The sequence below is a fragment of the Thalassospira xiamenensis M-5 = DSM 17429 genome, from assembly GCF_000300235.2.
GTDB lineage: Bacteria > Pseudomonadota > Alphaproteobacteria > Rhodospirillales > Thalassospiraceae > Thalassospira > Thalassospira xiamenensis.
In genome coordinates, this window is record NZ_CP004388.1 from 3,656,679 (window position 1) to 3,671,728 (window position 15,050).

Consider the following 15,050-nt stretch of genomic DNA (forward strand, 5'->3'; position numbering starts at 1 on the left):
TCCGATTATATCTTGAATACGTTTTTCCCCGGACCTTTACGATCCTGCTGATCGGACCTGCAATCCACCTACGATCTTATCGCGACGCAACAAAAAGCCAAGCATTGATACGCACCACTTTCGGACAGTCATCTTCAGCCATTCCGACCAAGGCCAAATATCGGCATATCCGATGCTGTTGCAGACCCTGTATTTAAGAGTGTGTGCTTATTGCCCGAAGTTCGCAAGGGCGCGGCGGCAATTGTGATAAACTGAAGGGCCGGGTACGCCATAACGCCCCGGTCCTATATCGATTAGCCTGTTATCTCAGCTCATAGATTTCGGTTTTGCCGTCGACAAGACTGTAAATTTCGAACGGGGCTTCCTTGATCCCGCCCATACCAGGCGAGCCCATTGGCATTCCCGGTAAGGTGATTGCAGAAATCGCCGGACGTTCTTCAAGCATCCTTAAAATGGTTTCGACCGGCACATGGCCGCTTATGGCATAGCCATCAATCATGGTCAGGTGACATCCCTGCAGGTCTTCGGGAATACCGGCCATAATGGCCAGCGAAGCAACATTTTCGTCTTCGGTGATTGTAACATCAAATCCGTGCTGCCGAAGGTAATCCCCATGCATTGTGCAGCAACCGCAATTCGGGTTTTTGATGATCCTGGCTTCGATACCCGCCGCATTGGCCGTAAATGACGGCAAGATAACAGCCGCCGTGACGGCAAAGGCAACCGCACTCAAGGTACGGGCGATTTGGCTTTTCATGGTTTTAAGCATCGTGATTATCCTCAAAGGTGATCAAAGAACACGGATGATGCCGGACATGCCGCCGACCTTGTGTTCGAGAATGTGACAATGGATCAGCCAGTCACCGGGATTATCGGCGAAAAAGGCAATATCGACCCGCTCGCCCGGCTTGATCAGTACGGTATCAAGCCACGGCTGGTGGTTGACGGGTGCATCGTTGCGGGCAAGCAAGCGGAAAGCATGGCCATGCAAATGGATCGGATGAAGCCATGCCGTCGCATTCATCAACGTCAGACGGCAGCTTTGCCCGCGCTCAAGTGTCACAAGTGGCCCATCCCCATCGCGGTCGGGATCACGCCCGTTAACTGCCCAGACATTGCCCGAACCAAACATGGAGCGCATCATGTTTCCCATACCCCCCGTCCCAGCCATCCCCGGCGAACCCGAGGCATCCATTCCCATGCGGCTCAGCATTTCCGGCGTGATATGGCCCGATTGCGTCATCTGTTGCAGGACCATATCGCCCATCATGCCGCCGCTATAGACCAGATCATGCCGGGTTGCCTGATCCAGATCAGGTTCGGGCACAGGATTGGGTTTTAACGCCATATCCCAGTCAGCTACCCCGTCACGCACGGCTTCGCCGGAAACAGCAAGGCTGGCGATCCTGTTTTCCATCCCGTCATAGAAGCGATCCATTACGGTAAACAACGTTTTGCCTTTCACCGGGATATCGATCACCAGATCAAGTCGCATCCCCGGCCCCAGCAAAAGCAGCGGCGCGTCATCCCGATGCGGTGTGACCGGATGCCCGTCCATGGCAATCACCGTCGGGACAAGGTCATCAAAGTCGAGGGCAAAGATACGCCCATTCGCCGCATTTAAAAGGCGCAGACGGATACGCTCGCCCGGCCGCACGGCCACCTCCCCGGGTGCCAGACCATTGACCGTCACCACATTGCCGATCCGCCCGGCATGACTGACATCATGCATGGCATTAAACCCGTCATCGATCATGGCAGTATCGCCAAGTCGCCAGTCATCAAGCATCCAGACCAGTTCGCGATCCACGCGCAACGGATCGGCTTCCTCGACAATCAGGGGGCCGTAAAGGCCACGCCCCAGTTGTTCGGTCGTGTTTGCATGCGGGTGGTACCAGTAGGTTCCCGCATCGGGCAGATCAAAGACATAATCAAAACTGCCCCCCGGCTTGACCGCATCCTGCGTCACACCGGGCACACCATCCATGGCATTGGGAATACGAAGCCCGTGCCAGTGAATGGTCGTTTCCTGCGGCAGGGTATTTTCCAGCCGGGCGCGCAGACGCTGCCCCTGCCGGATGCGAATTTCCGGGCCGGGAACCATGCCGTTATAGGCCCAGACATCGGTCTGAATGGCCGGGTTCGAAACAAGACTGGCGCGCGCAGCACCGGGACGCAAAAGCATATCGACGATATCGGGTGCAGGCGTTTCGCCCGCACGGGCAATAGCAGACCAAAGAGGCAGGCCACCCGTTGCAACAGCCCCGATGACAGTCGCCCCGCCCAGCAGGAAACCCCGCCGGGTGGAACAAAAGGAAGATTTGAAAGTCATCCGACAATCTTTCCTGAATTGGTTTATTGACTGCCGACCTGCCCGGATATCGGGCATGGCACGACAACACAACTCAACACATCACAACATCCTTGGCGGTCCATCAGGCCCCCAAGGGAAATCAGGTAAAATATCGGGGAGGCAACGGGTCTGGCACATGCGACAGGCCGGTTGCCCGATCAATGGCCGGTAAAACCATCCGGAAGCCAGCAGGCATCGCCATATTTTCAAACCCGGCAAGGTCGGGCATGACAACGATGGTACACAGGAAATGACAGGACGCAATCGCCGCCGTCATATCCGTACAATCATCACAGCGAATGGCATCGCGCATTTGGGCATCATGCAGGGGCGCACTATTGTTTACGGCAACAGAGATGCTGCGATAGGTGCCGGAACCGTCCCCCACCATATCGCCCGCACGCAAGACCGCGCTGCTGGCAAATACCAGCAGGGAGAGGGTCATTATAATGCGCAAAATGTTTTTCATGGTGATCAAGCTGTAGCTGTCTGATTGCCGCACGTCCATGACTTTGATCAAAGCGCGATGGTTACTTCGTCCTTAAGGACCTCGGTTACGATATAGGTGCGGTACCAGACGATGTTGTCGTCCGCGTCAAACAGGGTTTCGCATAGGGCGGTATATTCCGCCATGTCGCGCATATGCAGGACCAGAACACCGGTGACCTCGCCAGTGACAAGGTAGCATTGCCGAACGGCTTCAAGGGTGTGGACTTTTTTGATGAAGTCCTGCCGGTAGCGGTTGCCGTGGCGATGAAATTCCAGATTGATCACCGCAGTTAATGGCCGCCCGACCAGCGCGGGATCAATCACCGCCACGGTTTTGCGAATGACGCCAGCCTCGCGCATCTTGGCAACACGGCGCAAGCAGGCCGATGGTGACAGGCCAACATGATCGGCAAGCGTTGCATTCGCGATATCCGCGTTGTTCTGCAATATCCCAAGTATTTTGGTATCGATACGGTCAAGATCGGCCAATATCTGCAACTCCGAAGCGCAGTATGATAAAAGTACGCTTTATTATTGCACGGAAACACGTGATTTCGCCGCACAATAATATATCGACTGTGCGAGGATGCGCATCGTTAAATGACTGCCCCACATATGCCCCTCGTACCACCCAAGAAGCCCGGAACCTCGCGCCCCATGCATCGCTATTTCCTGAATTTGCTAAACCGCAGCCAGCGTTTGTTCATCACCCTGATCAAGGTCATGTTACCCGTCATGATCATTGTGCGGATTGCCGATGAATTCGGCGCGGTTGCCTTTGCATCCGACCTGCTGTCCCCCATCATGAGCCTGATCGGGTTGCCGCCCGAAGCCGGTCTGATCTGGGCAACATGTGCGCTGGTCAGCATGTATGGCGCGGTCGGGGCGTTTATCGGGTTATCCGCCCATCTGGATATGACAGCCGCCCAGCTAAGCGCGCTTTGCGCGATGATGCTGTTTGCACATGGGCTTCCGGTCGAACAGGCGATTGTCAAACGGGCCGGGGCCAGCCTGATCGCGACCACGGCCCTTCGGCTTGGCGCGGCGGTGTTTTACGCCGCACTGGTCACATGGATCAGCGATGCCACCGGCTGGCTTTCCGAACCGGTTGATTTTTCTTGGATGGCGGGCGGCGAGACGGCTGTGGTCGCCACCGGTATGGATGGCTGGATCGAATGGACCATCCAGACGATAAAATCGCTTGTCGTGACCTTTGGCGTGATTGTCGGCTTGCTGGTGTTGCTCGATATCCTTGATAAAACCGGCATTACCGAGCGCATCACGCGTGGCATGATGCCGATCCTGCGGGTTTCGGGATTATCGCGCGACGTCGCCCCGGTAACGACCATCGGTGTGTTGCTGGGCCTGACTTATGGCGGGGCGCTGATCATTAACGAGGCGCGCAAAAAGAACTTCCCGCCGCGCACGCTTTTCCTGTCGCTCAGTTGGCTGTCGCTGTCGCATTCCCTGATTGAGGATACGGCGATCATGCTGGCCCTTGGCGCGGATATCTGGGTCGTTCTGGTCGGGCGTGTGATCCTGACATTGCTGATCATTGCCGCCCTTGCGCGCCTGACGCTACGTTGGCAAACCAAACCGGTGGCGGCACCCGAAACCGGCTCCTGATTATTTCGTTTCCGCCAGCCAGTCGAGCACCGGTCCCCATGTTGATTTTTCGGCGCGCGATCCGACCATCATGCCGATATGACCTGCCGATGGGTGCAGTTCGGTTCGCACATCTTCCGGCAAGCTTGCGAAAAGGGCCTGTGCACTTTCAGGAGGGACGATCCGGTCATTTTCCGGGATGACGGCAAGTGTCGGGCAGCTGATATCAGCCGGGTTGATATCAATGCCGTCGATCTGCCATTCGCCCTTGGCCGGTTTGTTTTCGACATACCAGCCAATCAGGCAATCAATCGCCACCCGGCGGGTCAGCGGCACACCGTCATTGAGCCAGTCTTCAAGCGCGACAAAATCATCGGCCTTGGCCGAATTGGCCGGGATGGAGGCAAAGCGGCGGAATTTTTCACCGATCATAAAGGGATCGAGGCTGGCAAACAGGCTTTGCAGTACATCGACCGGCAGGCTGTCATGGATCGACAGCATATGGGGCAAGGACGGTGCGAAGGCCGCGGCAATGCGCCCCTGCGTCGGGCCAGCCGCCATGAAATCCCACGGCGTTGCCAGCAGGACCAGACGCGATACCTGTGCGGGGTCAAGCAAGGTCGCGGCCAGTGCGAGCACGCCGCCCATGCAATAGCCGATCATCGGCACCGGCCCGCCATTCATATCAGCGATGTCCTGAAGGGCGGTGACCAGACGGCCCGCGATGTAATCATCAAGGCCGTAATGGGTTTCTTCTTCTCCGGGATAGCCCCAATCGACCAGAAGCGGGCGGTATCCGGCCTTGGCCAGAAAACGTGCGAAGCTTCGTTTTTTATTCAGATCAAGGATATAGCCGCGGTTCACCAGCGACGGCACCAGCACAACAATGCCAAGCGGGCTTTTTGGTTTGGCTTCTTCGACTGCGCCGTAATCGCGGATGCGGGTTGTACCATCTTCCCAGATCACGGGCGCATCATCGGCCCCGCGTTTATAGCCATGTTTTTGATAGGCGCGCACACCATCATGAAACGCTGACTGACTGGCAAAGGCAACACGGTCCAGTGCCTGCGCGATATCATCAGGATGATGTTTTTCCATCTCGTTCAGGAGCTTCATCGCCTGATCCTGCAGTTCCGGCCTCCAGGGCAGATATTGTTTCCTGAAGATCGGCAAGGCGGCGCGCGAGCTCAACCAGCTCGTCATCTCGACTGCCAGATGCATCGCCAGCGGCCTTGGCCCGGCGCGACGATTGCTTGCCCTTTTCGGCGGGTTTGTCTGCTGTCGGTTTTGCGCGCTCATTTTTTCCCTGACCCGATTTATTGCTTTTGCATGTCTTGCCTTTGGTCGCTTCAGCCTTTCCTGCCTCTTTGGCGGTAGTGCCCGGATCGGCCTTTTTATCGACATTGGCCTTGCTGGTCGTGCCGGTCATTCCGGGTATCGCCATTTTTGACATCTGATGGATCATGGCCGCCATGGGATTGGCCGCCGGGTCCATCGGTGTGCCCTTCATCATTTCCGGAAGCGTTTCGGGCGTCATACCGGGTATCATTCCGGACATCATTCCGGGGAACCCACCCGGCACAGCCCCCGGAAGAGCACCGGGAAAAGCCCCGGGTTTCTGGCCGGTCGCCAATTGCCCGATCAGCTTGCCCCATGCCTCAAATCCTTCGCCGATCCGCGATGTATCGGCCCCGAGCGATGCATAAAGCCGCCCGATGGCGCTCGCCGCGTCGGCACCATCGGCTGTCGCGGCAACCTGTTCGCGCCAAAGATCCATGAATTGGCGGGCCAGATGATCGAGTTGATCATCAAGTTCATCATCGAGGTTATCATTTGGCAGATCGTCGGGATCGGGATCCTGATCCTTTTTCGCCCCTGTTTCGGACAATGTTGCTTCCCCCGGTTCTGGTTCGGATCACGCAGATGACATGCGCCTTGTCGCTGGCAAACACTATAGGCGGTTCGGGCGTGTCCGAAAACGAAATCCATTGCTGCGCGGCAACAACAGGGACCAGAGGTTGTTTTTCGCAGCGCACATCGCGTTGAACACTGGACACATTGGAATTTACACGGCACTCTTGTGCACGCTTGAGCAGACGCAAAATTCAAAATGCTGCGCAACATTCAGATTTGTGCAAACGCAAACAAGGTATTTCATACCGCACTGCCCAAGCCAGACGTCCGGGAAACAGGGAAGCAGGGAATAACGTCATGACCACGAAAAAATCAGATGATCAGGATCGCGTCGTTATCAAGAAATACGCGAACCGCCGCCTTTATAACACTGCGACCAGTTCGTATGTGACGCTTGACCACCTCTCGCAGATGGTCAAGGACAATACCGATTTCGTCGTTTATGACGCCAAGACCGGAGAGGATATCACCCGTCCGGTCCTGACACAGATCATTGTCGAGGAAGAAAACAAGGGGCAGAATCTTTTGCCGATCAGCTTCCTGCGTCAATTGATCGGATTCTATGGCGACAGTCTTCAGGGTCTGGTGCCAAGCTATCTGGAACAGGCGATGCGTTCGTTTGCGCATAATCAGGAACAGATGCGCGAATATATGCAGGGCACGATGCAGGGGATTTTCCCGTTCGGCCAGTTCGAGGAAATGAACAAGCAGAACATGGCGCTGTTTGAACAGACCATGAAGATGTTTTCCCCCTTCCTGCAGGAAGAGGCCGACAAGGCCAATGCAAGTGCCGAGGCAGCCAAAAATGGCAAACCGGCAAAAAATGACGCATCCCTTGATGACCTGAAAAGCCAGCTTGAAGCCATGCAGGCGCAGCTCAACAGTCTGGTCAACAACAAGGCCAGCAAGTAAACGGCCCAAAACCCGTTCATTTCAAAGCATCACGCAGAAAGCTCCGGATTTTCCGGGGCTTTTTTTGTTTTTGCCCGCATGTGTTGCGGCATCATTCCTGCATAAACTTTTCATTAACGTTTTTCACCGCCCGGCACCTGTCGCAAGGCGGCAATTTTTGCCGGGTTCAAGCCCCTTTGAACGGAGTCCCTTGCATAAGGCCAGTTAAATACCCCGGTTGAACGCACAAAACCGCAAAATGACATGACAGCGATAACGCCGATCCCCTTGCCCCCGGCCCGCAGGCCCGACGCTGCAAGTAGTGGAACAGACGGCCCTGCCGGGATCGGGATGGATGTCACTGCACTGGTTTCGCCTGTACGGGAAATCGCGCAGAACGGTGGCGCATGGCTTGAACCCCATGATCCTGGGGGCAGTGCAGCATTTTGGGCGCAGCTTTTGGGACAGCTCCTACCTCAGGAAAACCTTTTGCAACCTGCGGTCATTCAGGAATTGCATGCCAGCTATGCACGTCATTCCACACCTTACGGCTCAGAAAGCCATGTCTTTTTTTCGCCTAACGCACTAGACAACGACAGGCGAATTGACCTATATAGCTAGCTTCTGGCGGATCGCTGAGACTTCTATCTGACCAAAGTTCAGATATTTCTTGCAAGCAGACAACCTTCAAACCGGGTCACCCTGCTTGTGATAAATAGGCGAAATTAACAAGCCTGACAGCGTCCCGAGTGGGAATCAATAACTGGCGGTTGATAACGGAAAAATATGCAATGACTGAGATTGTATCAAACGAAGAACCGAAACGTGCTAATCGCGCAACCGATACGGACCGTTATGTCGGTCAGCGTATTCGCGAACGTCGCATCATGCTGGGTCTGTCCCAGCAGCAGATGGCCGATCTGATCGGCGTCACCTACCAGCAGGCTCACAAATACGAGCGCGGCATCAACCGCATTTCTGCCGGTCGTCTTTACGAAATCTCCCAGGTCCTGGGCGTTCCCGTCAGCTACTTCTATGAAGGTCTCGACGGCAACCAGGAAACCGAGCTTAATGCGCGTCAGCGCATGTGCCTTGAACTGGCGCGCAACTTTGCCAGCATCAAGCACGAAAAACACCAGGAAGCGCTGAGCCAGATGGCACGCGCACTGGCCGATCAGGCTGCCTAAGCCTGATCACTGCGATCTTCAGCATTGCTGCAAAAATCAGGCTGCCTTCCTTCGATGGCAGCCTTTTTTTGTGGCTGATCACAGGCACGATTTTTGTGATAGCGTCACGGCAAGACCAAGACAGGGGCAAACCGCATGACAGGCGATATCACACAATCCGGCCTGATCGATTTGATCGACCAGCAACGCAGCAAACTTGGCTATCTGTCGATATCGGCCCTTATGGCACTGACAAGGGCCGGGAATGCCATCCTTGATCCGTTTTCAACCCTGATCAGCATCCATGCCGAGATCGGGCGCGACAATATTTTCTATCCTGCCGTCCGGCTTGATGCCACCTCCCCGGAGATGCTTGAAATTGGCAGCCGAAATACGTTCTACGGCAACACGGTGATTGATGCCCAGACAGGACTGATCACGATCGGCAATGGCAATCTGTTTGGCGAGGGATGCGTCCATGTTGCCACCAACCAGCCCGGTGCAACGATCATTATCGGATCAGATGGCCGTTATCGCGGGTCAATCCATATTTCCGGCTTATCCGTTCTGGGTGATGGCAGCCAGATCCTTGGCAATATCATTGTCCGCGATGTGCAGCTTGGCGCGGGCGGATCATTTCGCCACCCGATTGCCGATGAACGCGGCGCGGTTTTAAAGGGGATTGGCGAGGGACGGGGGATTATCCTTGAAACAGGTCAGGTGATTGCCGGAAACGGCACCCTCGCCCCCGAAAACGTCCGCATGCAGTCCTTTTATCATCCGGATGCAAAATAGGGGCAGCCGATGGCTACCCCTTTGTCGCAAAACCCATGTCCGGCATCTATTGGTCGGCAATCACCAGATCATCGGAATGGATGACCGCGTTGCCGCGGCTATATCCCAATGCGGTTTCGATTTCCTGAGAAGAATGCCCCTTGATCATGCGGGTTTCCTCGGCCGAATAGGACGAGATGCCGCGTCCGATTTCGGCACCATCCGCATCAAGGATGCGTACCGCATCGCCGTGCTTGAAGCTGCCATCAACACCGGAAATCCCCGCCGCCAGCAGGTTTTTGCCTGCCCGCAATGCCTTTGCCGCACCACCATCAACGATGATCGCCCCACGGGCCGAAAGCGACGTTGCGATCCAGTGGCGACGTGCCGCAAGCGGGCTTTCGCTGGGCAGAAAGAGGGTATGGGGGCCGCCATCAAGCTGCGCCTTTAGCGGATGATAGATCGTGCCGCGCGCGATCATCATGCGGCACCCGGCTTTCATCGCGATTTCGGCGGCCTGCAACTTTGTCACCATCCCGCCGGAGCTGTAAATCGTCGGCGCAGCACCGGCCATACCCATGATTTCAGGTGTCAGTTCGCGAACGGTCGGGATCAGGGTCGCATCCGGGTTCTTGCGCGGATCGGCGGTATAGAGGCCATCAATATCGGACAGCAATACCAGCGTATCGGCCGAAATCATGTGCGCAACCTTGGCCCCAAGACGATCATTATCGCCAAAGCGGATTTCTTCGGTGGCAACCGTATCGTTTTCATTGATCAGCGGTACCGCACCGCGTGCCAGCAACGCATTCAATGTCCCACGCGCATTAAGGTAACGGCGGCGGCTTTCCATATCCTCCAGCGTCACCAGAACCTGCGCCATGATCAGGCCATTGCGGCCCAGTGCTTCCTGCCAGACCTGCGACAGGCTGATCTGGCCGGTCGCGGCAGCGGCCTGTTTGTCGGCAAGGCTGATGGTGCGGTGATCAAGCCCGAGCAAACGCCGCCCCATGGCGATCGCACCACTTGATACGACAATGACCTCGACCCCGCGTTCACGCAGAAGGGCGACGTCATCGGCAAGTGCTTCGAGCCAGGCGCGGCGAAGCTTGCCTGTATTTTCATCGACCAGAAGGGCCGATCCAACCTTGATGATCAGGCGTTTTGCATCTGCAAGGCTCACGGTTGGAAGCCCTCGTCTTCGCGGCCTTCCATCGCGCGGCGTTCGCGTTCACCGATGATGTGGCGACGCAATTCGCGATGGACTTCCTTGACCCCCTGCTGGGTGGCACCGGACACGATAAAGACTTTCTTTCCGATCCCCTTCTCAAGGATTTCGCGCTGTTCCTCGACCATTTCCGGCAGAAGCTGATCGGCCTTGGAAAGGGCGACGACTTCGGGTTTGTCGATCAGGATATCGGCGTAACCTTCAAGCTCCTCGCGCACCGTGCGATAGGTTCCGACCGGGTCTTCGTCAGCACAATCGATCAGATGCAGCAGGACTTCGCAACGTTCTATATGACCGAGGAACCGGGTCCCGATGCCCTTGCCCTCGGATGCACCTTCGATCAGACCGGGGATATCGGCCAGAACAAACTCGTGATCATCGATCTCGACCACACCCAGCTGCGGATGCAGGGTGGTAAAGGGATAATCGGCGATTTTCGGACGTGCGCTTGACGATGCGGCAAGGAAGGTGGATTTCCCCGCATTGGGCAAGCCGACCAGACCAGCATCGGCAATCAGTTTAAGGCGCAGCCAGACCGACATTTCCTCGTTCGGCCAGCCTTCTTCCGCACGGCGCGGGGCCTGGTTGGTGGAGGATTTGAAATGGGTGTTCCCCCGGCCTCCATCACCGCCCCGGCACAGCACAAAGGTCTGCCCGGGTTCAAGCATATCGACAATCAGGGTTTCGCGGTCTTCTTCAAGGATCTGCGTTCCGACCGGCACCTTGATGGTGATCGAGTTGCCCGAGCGGCCGGTACGGTTGCGGCCCATGCCATGCATGCCGATTTCGGCCTTGAAATGCTGCTGATAACGGAAATCGATCAGGGTGTTGAGGTTTTCGACCGCTTCGACAATCACGTCACCGCCGCGTCCGCCATCGCCGCCATCCGGGCCACCATATTCGATGAATTTTTCGCGCCGGAAGCTGACCGCACCGGCACCGCCGCGGCCACTGCGTACGTGGATTTTTGCTTCGTCGAGAAACTTCATAACCGGTCCTTTGGGCGATGCCCGTCAATCATTCCGCCCGGCCGGATCGCGATTTCGAAACAGATCGCCTCGCATCGACGGCACGGGAAATTTTCATATAACACATAAAACAAGGGAGGAATGATTGCTCATTCCTCCCTCGAAATCTTTGCTACGGATGAGCGCAGCCGACGGGAGGCTTACGCCTCGGCCGGAACGACACATACATAGGTACGACCCTTGAAGCCCGACTTGAACTGGACGTTGCCGCCAGCCGTCGCAAACAGGGTGTGGTCTTTGGCCAGGCCAACATTGTCGCCGGCATGGAACTTGGTGCCACGCTGACGAACGAGAATGTTACCTGCAACAACCGTCTGGCCGCCGAATTTCTTGACGCCGAGGCGCCGACCTTCGGAGTCGCGACCGTTACGGGAGCTACCACCAGCTTTCTTATGAGCCATGAAACTCTCCTAAAACTGCATCCCGGCCGATCAGGCCGTGATGTCCGTGATGCGCAGAACAGTCAGGTTCTGGCGATGACCATTTTTGCGACGGTAGTTGTGCCGGCGCTTTTTCTTGAAAACGATCACCTTGTCGCCCTTGGTCTGCTCGAGAACTTCTGCATTCACAAAAGCCCCTTTGACCAACGGAGCACCAACCTTCGGCGCACCGTCGCCAGCAACCATGAGAACTTCTTCAAGTTTCACGGTGTCACCAGCCTGGGCAGCGATCTTTTCGACTTTGATAACGTCGTTGGCAGCAACTTTATACTGTTTGCCGCCAGTTTTGATGATTGCATACATCGATATAGTTCCTGAAAAATCATTCTGGAAACGCACACGCGCGCTTCGGTGTCGCTGCTAACTGAAACCGAACCGCTGCGAGAGACGGCTGAAATACCTTTTTCCCCCGTCAGAGTCAACCGCAAAGCATGCCTTTTCCGGGCTTTGGCCATGGCCGGGGCGCATGGCAGAGGTTTGCTTCCCAACCCAACCCGGCCCAACCGGCAAAAGAGTTCGTGGAAAATACGTTTTCCCTCTTGCATTCTGGCTTAAGGATCGTTAAACAGCGCCTCGAACGCCAGACCACACATGCGGAGAGGTGCCGGAGTGGTCGAACGGGGCGGTCTCGAAAACCGTTGTACTAGCAATAGTACCGTGGGTTCGAATCCCACCCTCTCCGCCATTTTTCGCGCTTCGAACTTCAAAAAAAAAGCAAATATTCAGGCAAGCTCAGTACCTTTTGCCTCTCATCACGTAAGTGCGAGAAATCACAACTTTTACGCCTTACGCTCAAAGCTCGCAAAAACCGCCAAAGTTTCCTCACTCACGTGATGCTCGATCCCCTCGGCATCAAATTCGGCAATCGCGGGATCGACGCCCAATGCGATCAGGAAATTATAGACGATCTCGTGGCGTTTGCGACATTTCTCGGCAAGCTCCTTACCCTGATCGGTCAAGAAAATCGAACGGTATGGGCGTGAGGTGACAAAACCGTCACGCTCCAGGCGTTTGATCGTGTTATTGACCGTGGCCGCCGTCACGCCAAAGCGTTCGGCAAGGGCGACGGATCGCGCCTCGCCTTCTTCCTCGATCAGGTCGGCGATCATTTCTACGTAATCCTCGGTCACTTCGCGCGCATGGGCGTCGCGCAATTGCGCGAAAACTTCGGCCTTGTTGTGTCGCGGATGACGCGCAGTCGGATCGCCCATTCACAGCTCCTTTGAAATCCCCAAGCTCTTCATATCAACATAGTGCGCAAAAATCAATTTAGCCTTGACTAACTTTAAAAGTCCGCACATAAATAGAGGATATTGGCAGACTGATTTTAACTTGCATCACAGGACCGTCTCACATGTCGCTTCGCCGCATCGCCCGGAATTTCGGTTTTGCCCTTGCTGCCGTCTGCGGCTTTGTTGCCGTTTCGGTGACAGCTGCCTCTGCCAAGCCGATTGATGTTGTCGCCACGACATCCATGATCGCCGACGCGGCGCGTCAGGTTGCAGGCGACCGCGCAAAGGTCACCGCCCTGATGGGCCCCGGGGTTGATCCGCATTCCTATCGCCAGACACGCAGCGACATTGCCGCCATGGCGCGCGCCGATCTGGTTTTGTGGCATGGCCTGTATCTTGAGGCACAGCTTGAGGAATTCTTCCTTGATCTGGAAAAGCGCCGCAATGTCATTGCCGTCGGCGAAGCAATCGACAAGTCAAAGCTTCTGAGCCACGCACAATATAAAGGCCGCTATGACCCGCATGTCTGGATGGATCCGCAATTGTGGGAAACCGTGGTGCTGGCCGTGCGTGACGCGCTGATCAAGACCGATCCCGAGGGCGAGGCCACCTATCGCGCCAATGCCGACAAGCATATTGCCGATATCGAAAAGCTGATTACCTACATGCAATCGGTCACCAAAACCGTGCCGGAAAAAAGCCGTGTGCTGTTGACCGCACATGATGCCTTCAGCTATTTCGGGCGCGGCTATGATTTCGAGGTTCTGGGCATTCAGGGCATTTCAACAGAATCCGAAGCCGGCCTTCGTCGGGTCGAGGAACTGGTCGACACCATTGTTGATCGCAAGATTGCCGCGGTCTTTGTTGAAAGTTCCGTGCCGGAGCGTAATGTGCGCGCCCTGATCGAGGGGGCCGCCGCACGCGGCCAGAAAGTTGAAATCGGCGGCACGCTGTTTTCCGATGCCATGGGAGAGCCCGGAACTTATGACGGCACCTATATCGGCATGATCGACCATAACGCGACCCTGATCACCCGTGCGCTTGGCGGCGATGCCCCGGCCACCGGAATGCAGGGCAAACTGGCCGCCGGCTCCTGAGCCGCGCCACCGAAGGAACTGTCATGAGCAACGCAGAACTGATTGCAGAAGCCGGAAAGATCGTTGATGTCGCGGGCAAGGATGCGCCGCTGACGGTGCGTGGCCTTACGGTATCCTATGGCAACAAACCGGCGGTCTTTTCCGTCGATGCCTCTATCCCGGCGGGCTCCATGACCGCAATCATCGGGCCGAACGGGGCGGGCAAATCGACCTTCCTGAAAGGGACGCTGGGCGTCATTCCCCGCCTATCTGGCGAAATACGCATTTTCGGCAAACCGTTTCACGAGGCACGCGACCGGGTGGCCTATGTCCCGCAACGCGCCAGTGTTGACTGGGATTTCCCCGCACGCGTTATCGATGTCGTCCTGATGGGGCTTTATGGCTCGGTCGGGCTGTTTCGTTTCTGGCGGGCGCGCCACCGCCAACAGGCCATGGGATGCCTTGATCGGGTTGGCATGAGCGACTTCGCCACCCGTCAGATCGGGCAGCTTTCCGGCGGTCAGCAGCAACGCGTATTCCTTGCACGCGCATTGGCGCAAAATGCCGAATTTTACCTGCTGGACGAACCCTTTGCCGGGGTCGATGCCGCAACCGAACGGGCCATTGTCGCCGTCCTTAAGGACCTTAAGTCCGAAGGCCGGACAGTTGTTTGCGTGCATCATGACCTATCCACGGTTGCCGAGTATTTTGACCGCGTGCTTCTGATCAATGTGCGCCGCATAGCCGAAGGCCCGGTCGATACCACCTTTACCGCCGCCAATTTGCAGGAAACCTATGGCGGGCGACTGGCGACCACGCATATCGATGAATTGCGTCTTGCCTGATCACACGCC

At 56.3% G+C, this 15,050-nt stretch carries 17 protein-coding genes and 1 tRNA gene; 7 read left to right on the forward strand and 11 right to left on the reverse strand.

All coding sequences use genetic code 11. The features are described 5' to 3' along the window. Positions 1 to 301: 301 nt before the first annotated feature. From TH3_RS17005 to TH3_RS17020, 4 genes are all read right to left on the reverse strand, one after another. Positions 302 to 769: a DUF411 domain-containing protein gene (locus TH3_RS17005; protein ID WP_007090127.1), complete on the reverse strand. Its 468-nt coding sequence runs from the start codon at positions 767 to 769 to the stop codon at positions 302 to 304. Positions 770 to 790: 21 nt separating this feature from the next. Further along, positions 791 to 2,332 carry a multicopper oxidase family protein gene (locus TH3_RS17010; RefSeq protein ID WP_007090128.1) on the reverse strand — a complete coding sequence of 514 codons (1,542 nt, stop codon included), beginning with the start codon at positions 2,330 to 2,332 and terminating at the stop codon, positions 791 to 793. 121 nt (positions 2,333 to 2,453) lie between these two features. Next, positions 2,454 to 2,798: a hypothetical protein gene (locus TH3_RS17015; RefSeq protein WP_139328179.1), complete on the reverse strand. Its 345-nt coding sequence runs from the start codon at positions 2,796 to 2,798 to the stop codon at positions 2,454 to 2,456. Positions 2,799 to 2,869: 71 nt separating this feature from the next. Then, entirely contained in the window at positions 2,870 to 3,331 is a 462-nt protein-coding gene (locus TH3_RS17020) for an Lrp/AsnC family transcriptional regulator (RefSeq protein WP_007090130.1), read from the reverse strand. 111 nt (positions 3,332 to 3,442) lie between these two features. On the opposite strand from TH3_RS17020, the gene TH3_RS17025 reads away from it, so the two are divergent. Next, positions 3,443 to 4,468, forward strand: a complete 1,026-nt coding sequence (locus tag TH3_RS17025) for a nucleoside recognition domain-containing protein (RefSeq protein WP_233421794.1) — start codon at positions 3,443 to 3,445, stop codon at positions 4,466 to 4,468. On the opposite strand, the gene TH3_RS17030 is transcribed toward TH3_RS17025, so the two are convergent. After that, positions 4,469 to 5,563: an alpha/beta fold hydrolase gene (locus TH3_RS17030; RefSeq protein WP_233421795.1), complete on the reverse strand. Its 1,095-nt coding sequence runs from the start codon at positions 5,561 to 5,563 to the stop codon at positions 4,469 to 4,471. It abuts the gene before it with no gap. Beyond that, a complete protein-coding gene (locus TH3_RS23360) occupies positions 5,526 to 6,335 on the reverse strand; it encodes a hypothetical protein (RefSeq protein ID WP_007090133.1) in 810 nt (269 codons plus the stop codon). The genes TH3_RS17030 and TH3_RS23360 overlap by 38 nt, the downstream gene beginning before the upstream one ends. Positions 6,336 to 6,658: 323 nt before the next feature. Here TH3_RS23360 and phaR point away from each other — a divergent pair, with 323 nt between their 5' ends. The 3 genes from phaR (at position 6,659) to TH3_RS17050 (ending at position 9,213) form a co-directional block, all read left to right on the forward strand. Beyond that, the gene (gene phaR, locus TH3_RS17035) at positions 6,659 to 7,273 is read left to right on the forward strand and encodes a polyhydroxyalkanoate synthesis repressor PhaR (RefSeq protein WP_007090134.1); all 615 of its coding nucleotides are present in this window, start codon (positions 6,659 to 6,661) and stop codon (positions 7,271 to 7,273) included. Between the two features lie 770 nt (positions 7,274 to 8,043). Beyond that, positions 8,044 to 8,439, forward strand: a complete 396-nt coding sequence (locus TH3_RS17045; RefSeq protein ID WP_007090137.1) for a helix-turn-helix domain-containing protein — start codon at positions 8,044 to 8,046, stop codon at positions 8,437 to 8,439. A 135-nt stretch (positions 8,440 to 8,574) separates the two neighbouring features. Further along, entirely contained in the window at positions 8,575 to 9,213 is a 639-nt protein-coding gene (locus tag TH3_RS17050) for a hypothetical protein (RefSeq protein WP_007090138.1), read from the forward strand. A 46-nt stretch (positions 9,214 to 9,259) separates the two neighbouring features. Here the strand turns inward: TH3_RS17050 and proB are convergent, their stop codons facing one another. The 4 genes from proB to rplU all read right to left on the reverse strand — a co-directional run bounded on the left by proB (position 9,260) and on the right by rplU (position 12,191). Beyond that, positions 9,260 to 10,375 carry a glutamate 5-kinase gene (proB, locus tag TH3_RS17055; protein ID WP_007090139.1) on the reverse strand — a complete coding sequence of 372 codons (1,116 nt, stop codon included), beginning with the start codon at positions 10,373 to 10,375 and terminating at the stop codon, positions 9,260 to 9,262. Beyond that, positions 10,372 to 11,409 (reverse strand): GTPase ObgE, encoded by a 1,038-nt coding sequence (gene obgE, locus TH3_RS17060; RefSeq protein ID WP_007090140.1) that lies wholly within the window; start codon positions 11,407 to 11,409, stop codon positions 10,372 to 10,374. The genes proB and obgE overlap by 4 nt, the downstream gene beginning before the upstream one ends. Before the next feature lie 179 nt (positions 11,410 to 11,588). Next, positions 11,589 to 11,849 carry a 50S ribosomal protein L27 gene (rpmA, locus tag TH3_RS17065; RefSeq protein ID WP_007090141.1) on the reverse strand — a complete coding sequence of 87 codons (261 nt, stop codon included), beginning with the start codon at positions 11,847 to 11,849 and terminating at the stop codon, positions 11,589 to 11,591. Between the two features lie 30 nt (positions 11,850 to 11,879). Continuing rightward, positions 11,880 to 12,191: a 50S ribosomal protein L21 gene (gene rplU / locus TH3_RS17070; protein ID WP_007090142.1), complete on the reverse strand. Its 312-nt coding sequence runs from the start codon at positions 12,189 to 12,191 to the stop codon at positions 11,880 to 11,882. A 292-nt stretch (positions 12,192 to 12,483) separates the two neighbouring features. Here rplU and TH3_RS17075 point away from each other — a divergent pair. After that, positions 12,484 to 12,573: transfer RNA gene (locus tag TH3_RS17075), tRNA-Ser, on the forward strand. Between the two features lie 94 nt (positions 12,574 to 12,667). Here TH3_RS17075 and mntR read toward each other — a convergent pair. Continuing rightward, positions 12,668 to 13,099, reverse strand: a complete 432-nt coding sequence (gene mntR, locus TH3_RS17080) for a manganese-binding transcriptional regulator MntR (protein WP_007090143.1) — start codon at positions 13,097 to 13,099, stop codon at positions 12,668 to 12,670. A 143-nt stretch (positions 13,100 to 13,242) separates the two neighbouring features. On the opposite strand from mntR, the gene TH3_RS17085 reads away from it, so the two are divergent. Continuing rightward, on the forward strand, positions 13,243 to 14,217 hold the full coding sequence (locus tag TH3_RS17085) for a metal ABC transporter solute-binding protein, Zn/Mn family (RefSeq protein WP_007090144.1): 975 nt from the start codon (positions 13,243 to 13,245) through the stop codon (positions 14,215 to 14,217). Positions 14,218 to 14,240: 23 nt separating this feature from the next. Then, positions 14,241 to 15,041, forward strand: a complete 801-nt coding sequence (locus TH3_RS17090; RefSeq protein WP_007090145.1) for a metal ABC transporter ATP-binding protein — start codon at positions 14,241 to 14,243, stop codon at positions 15,039 to 15,041. Positions 15,042 to 15,050: the final 9 nt, after the last annotated feature.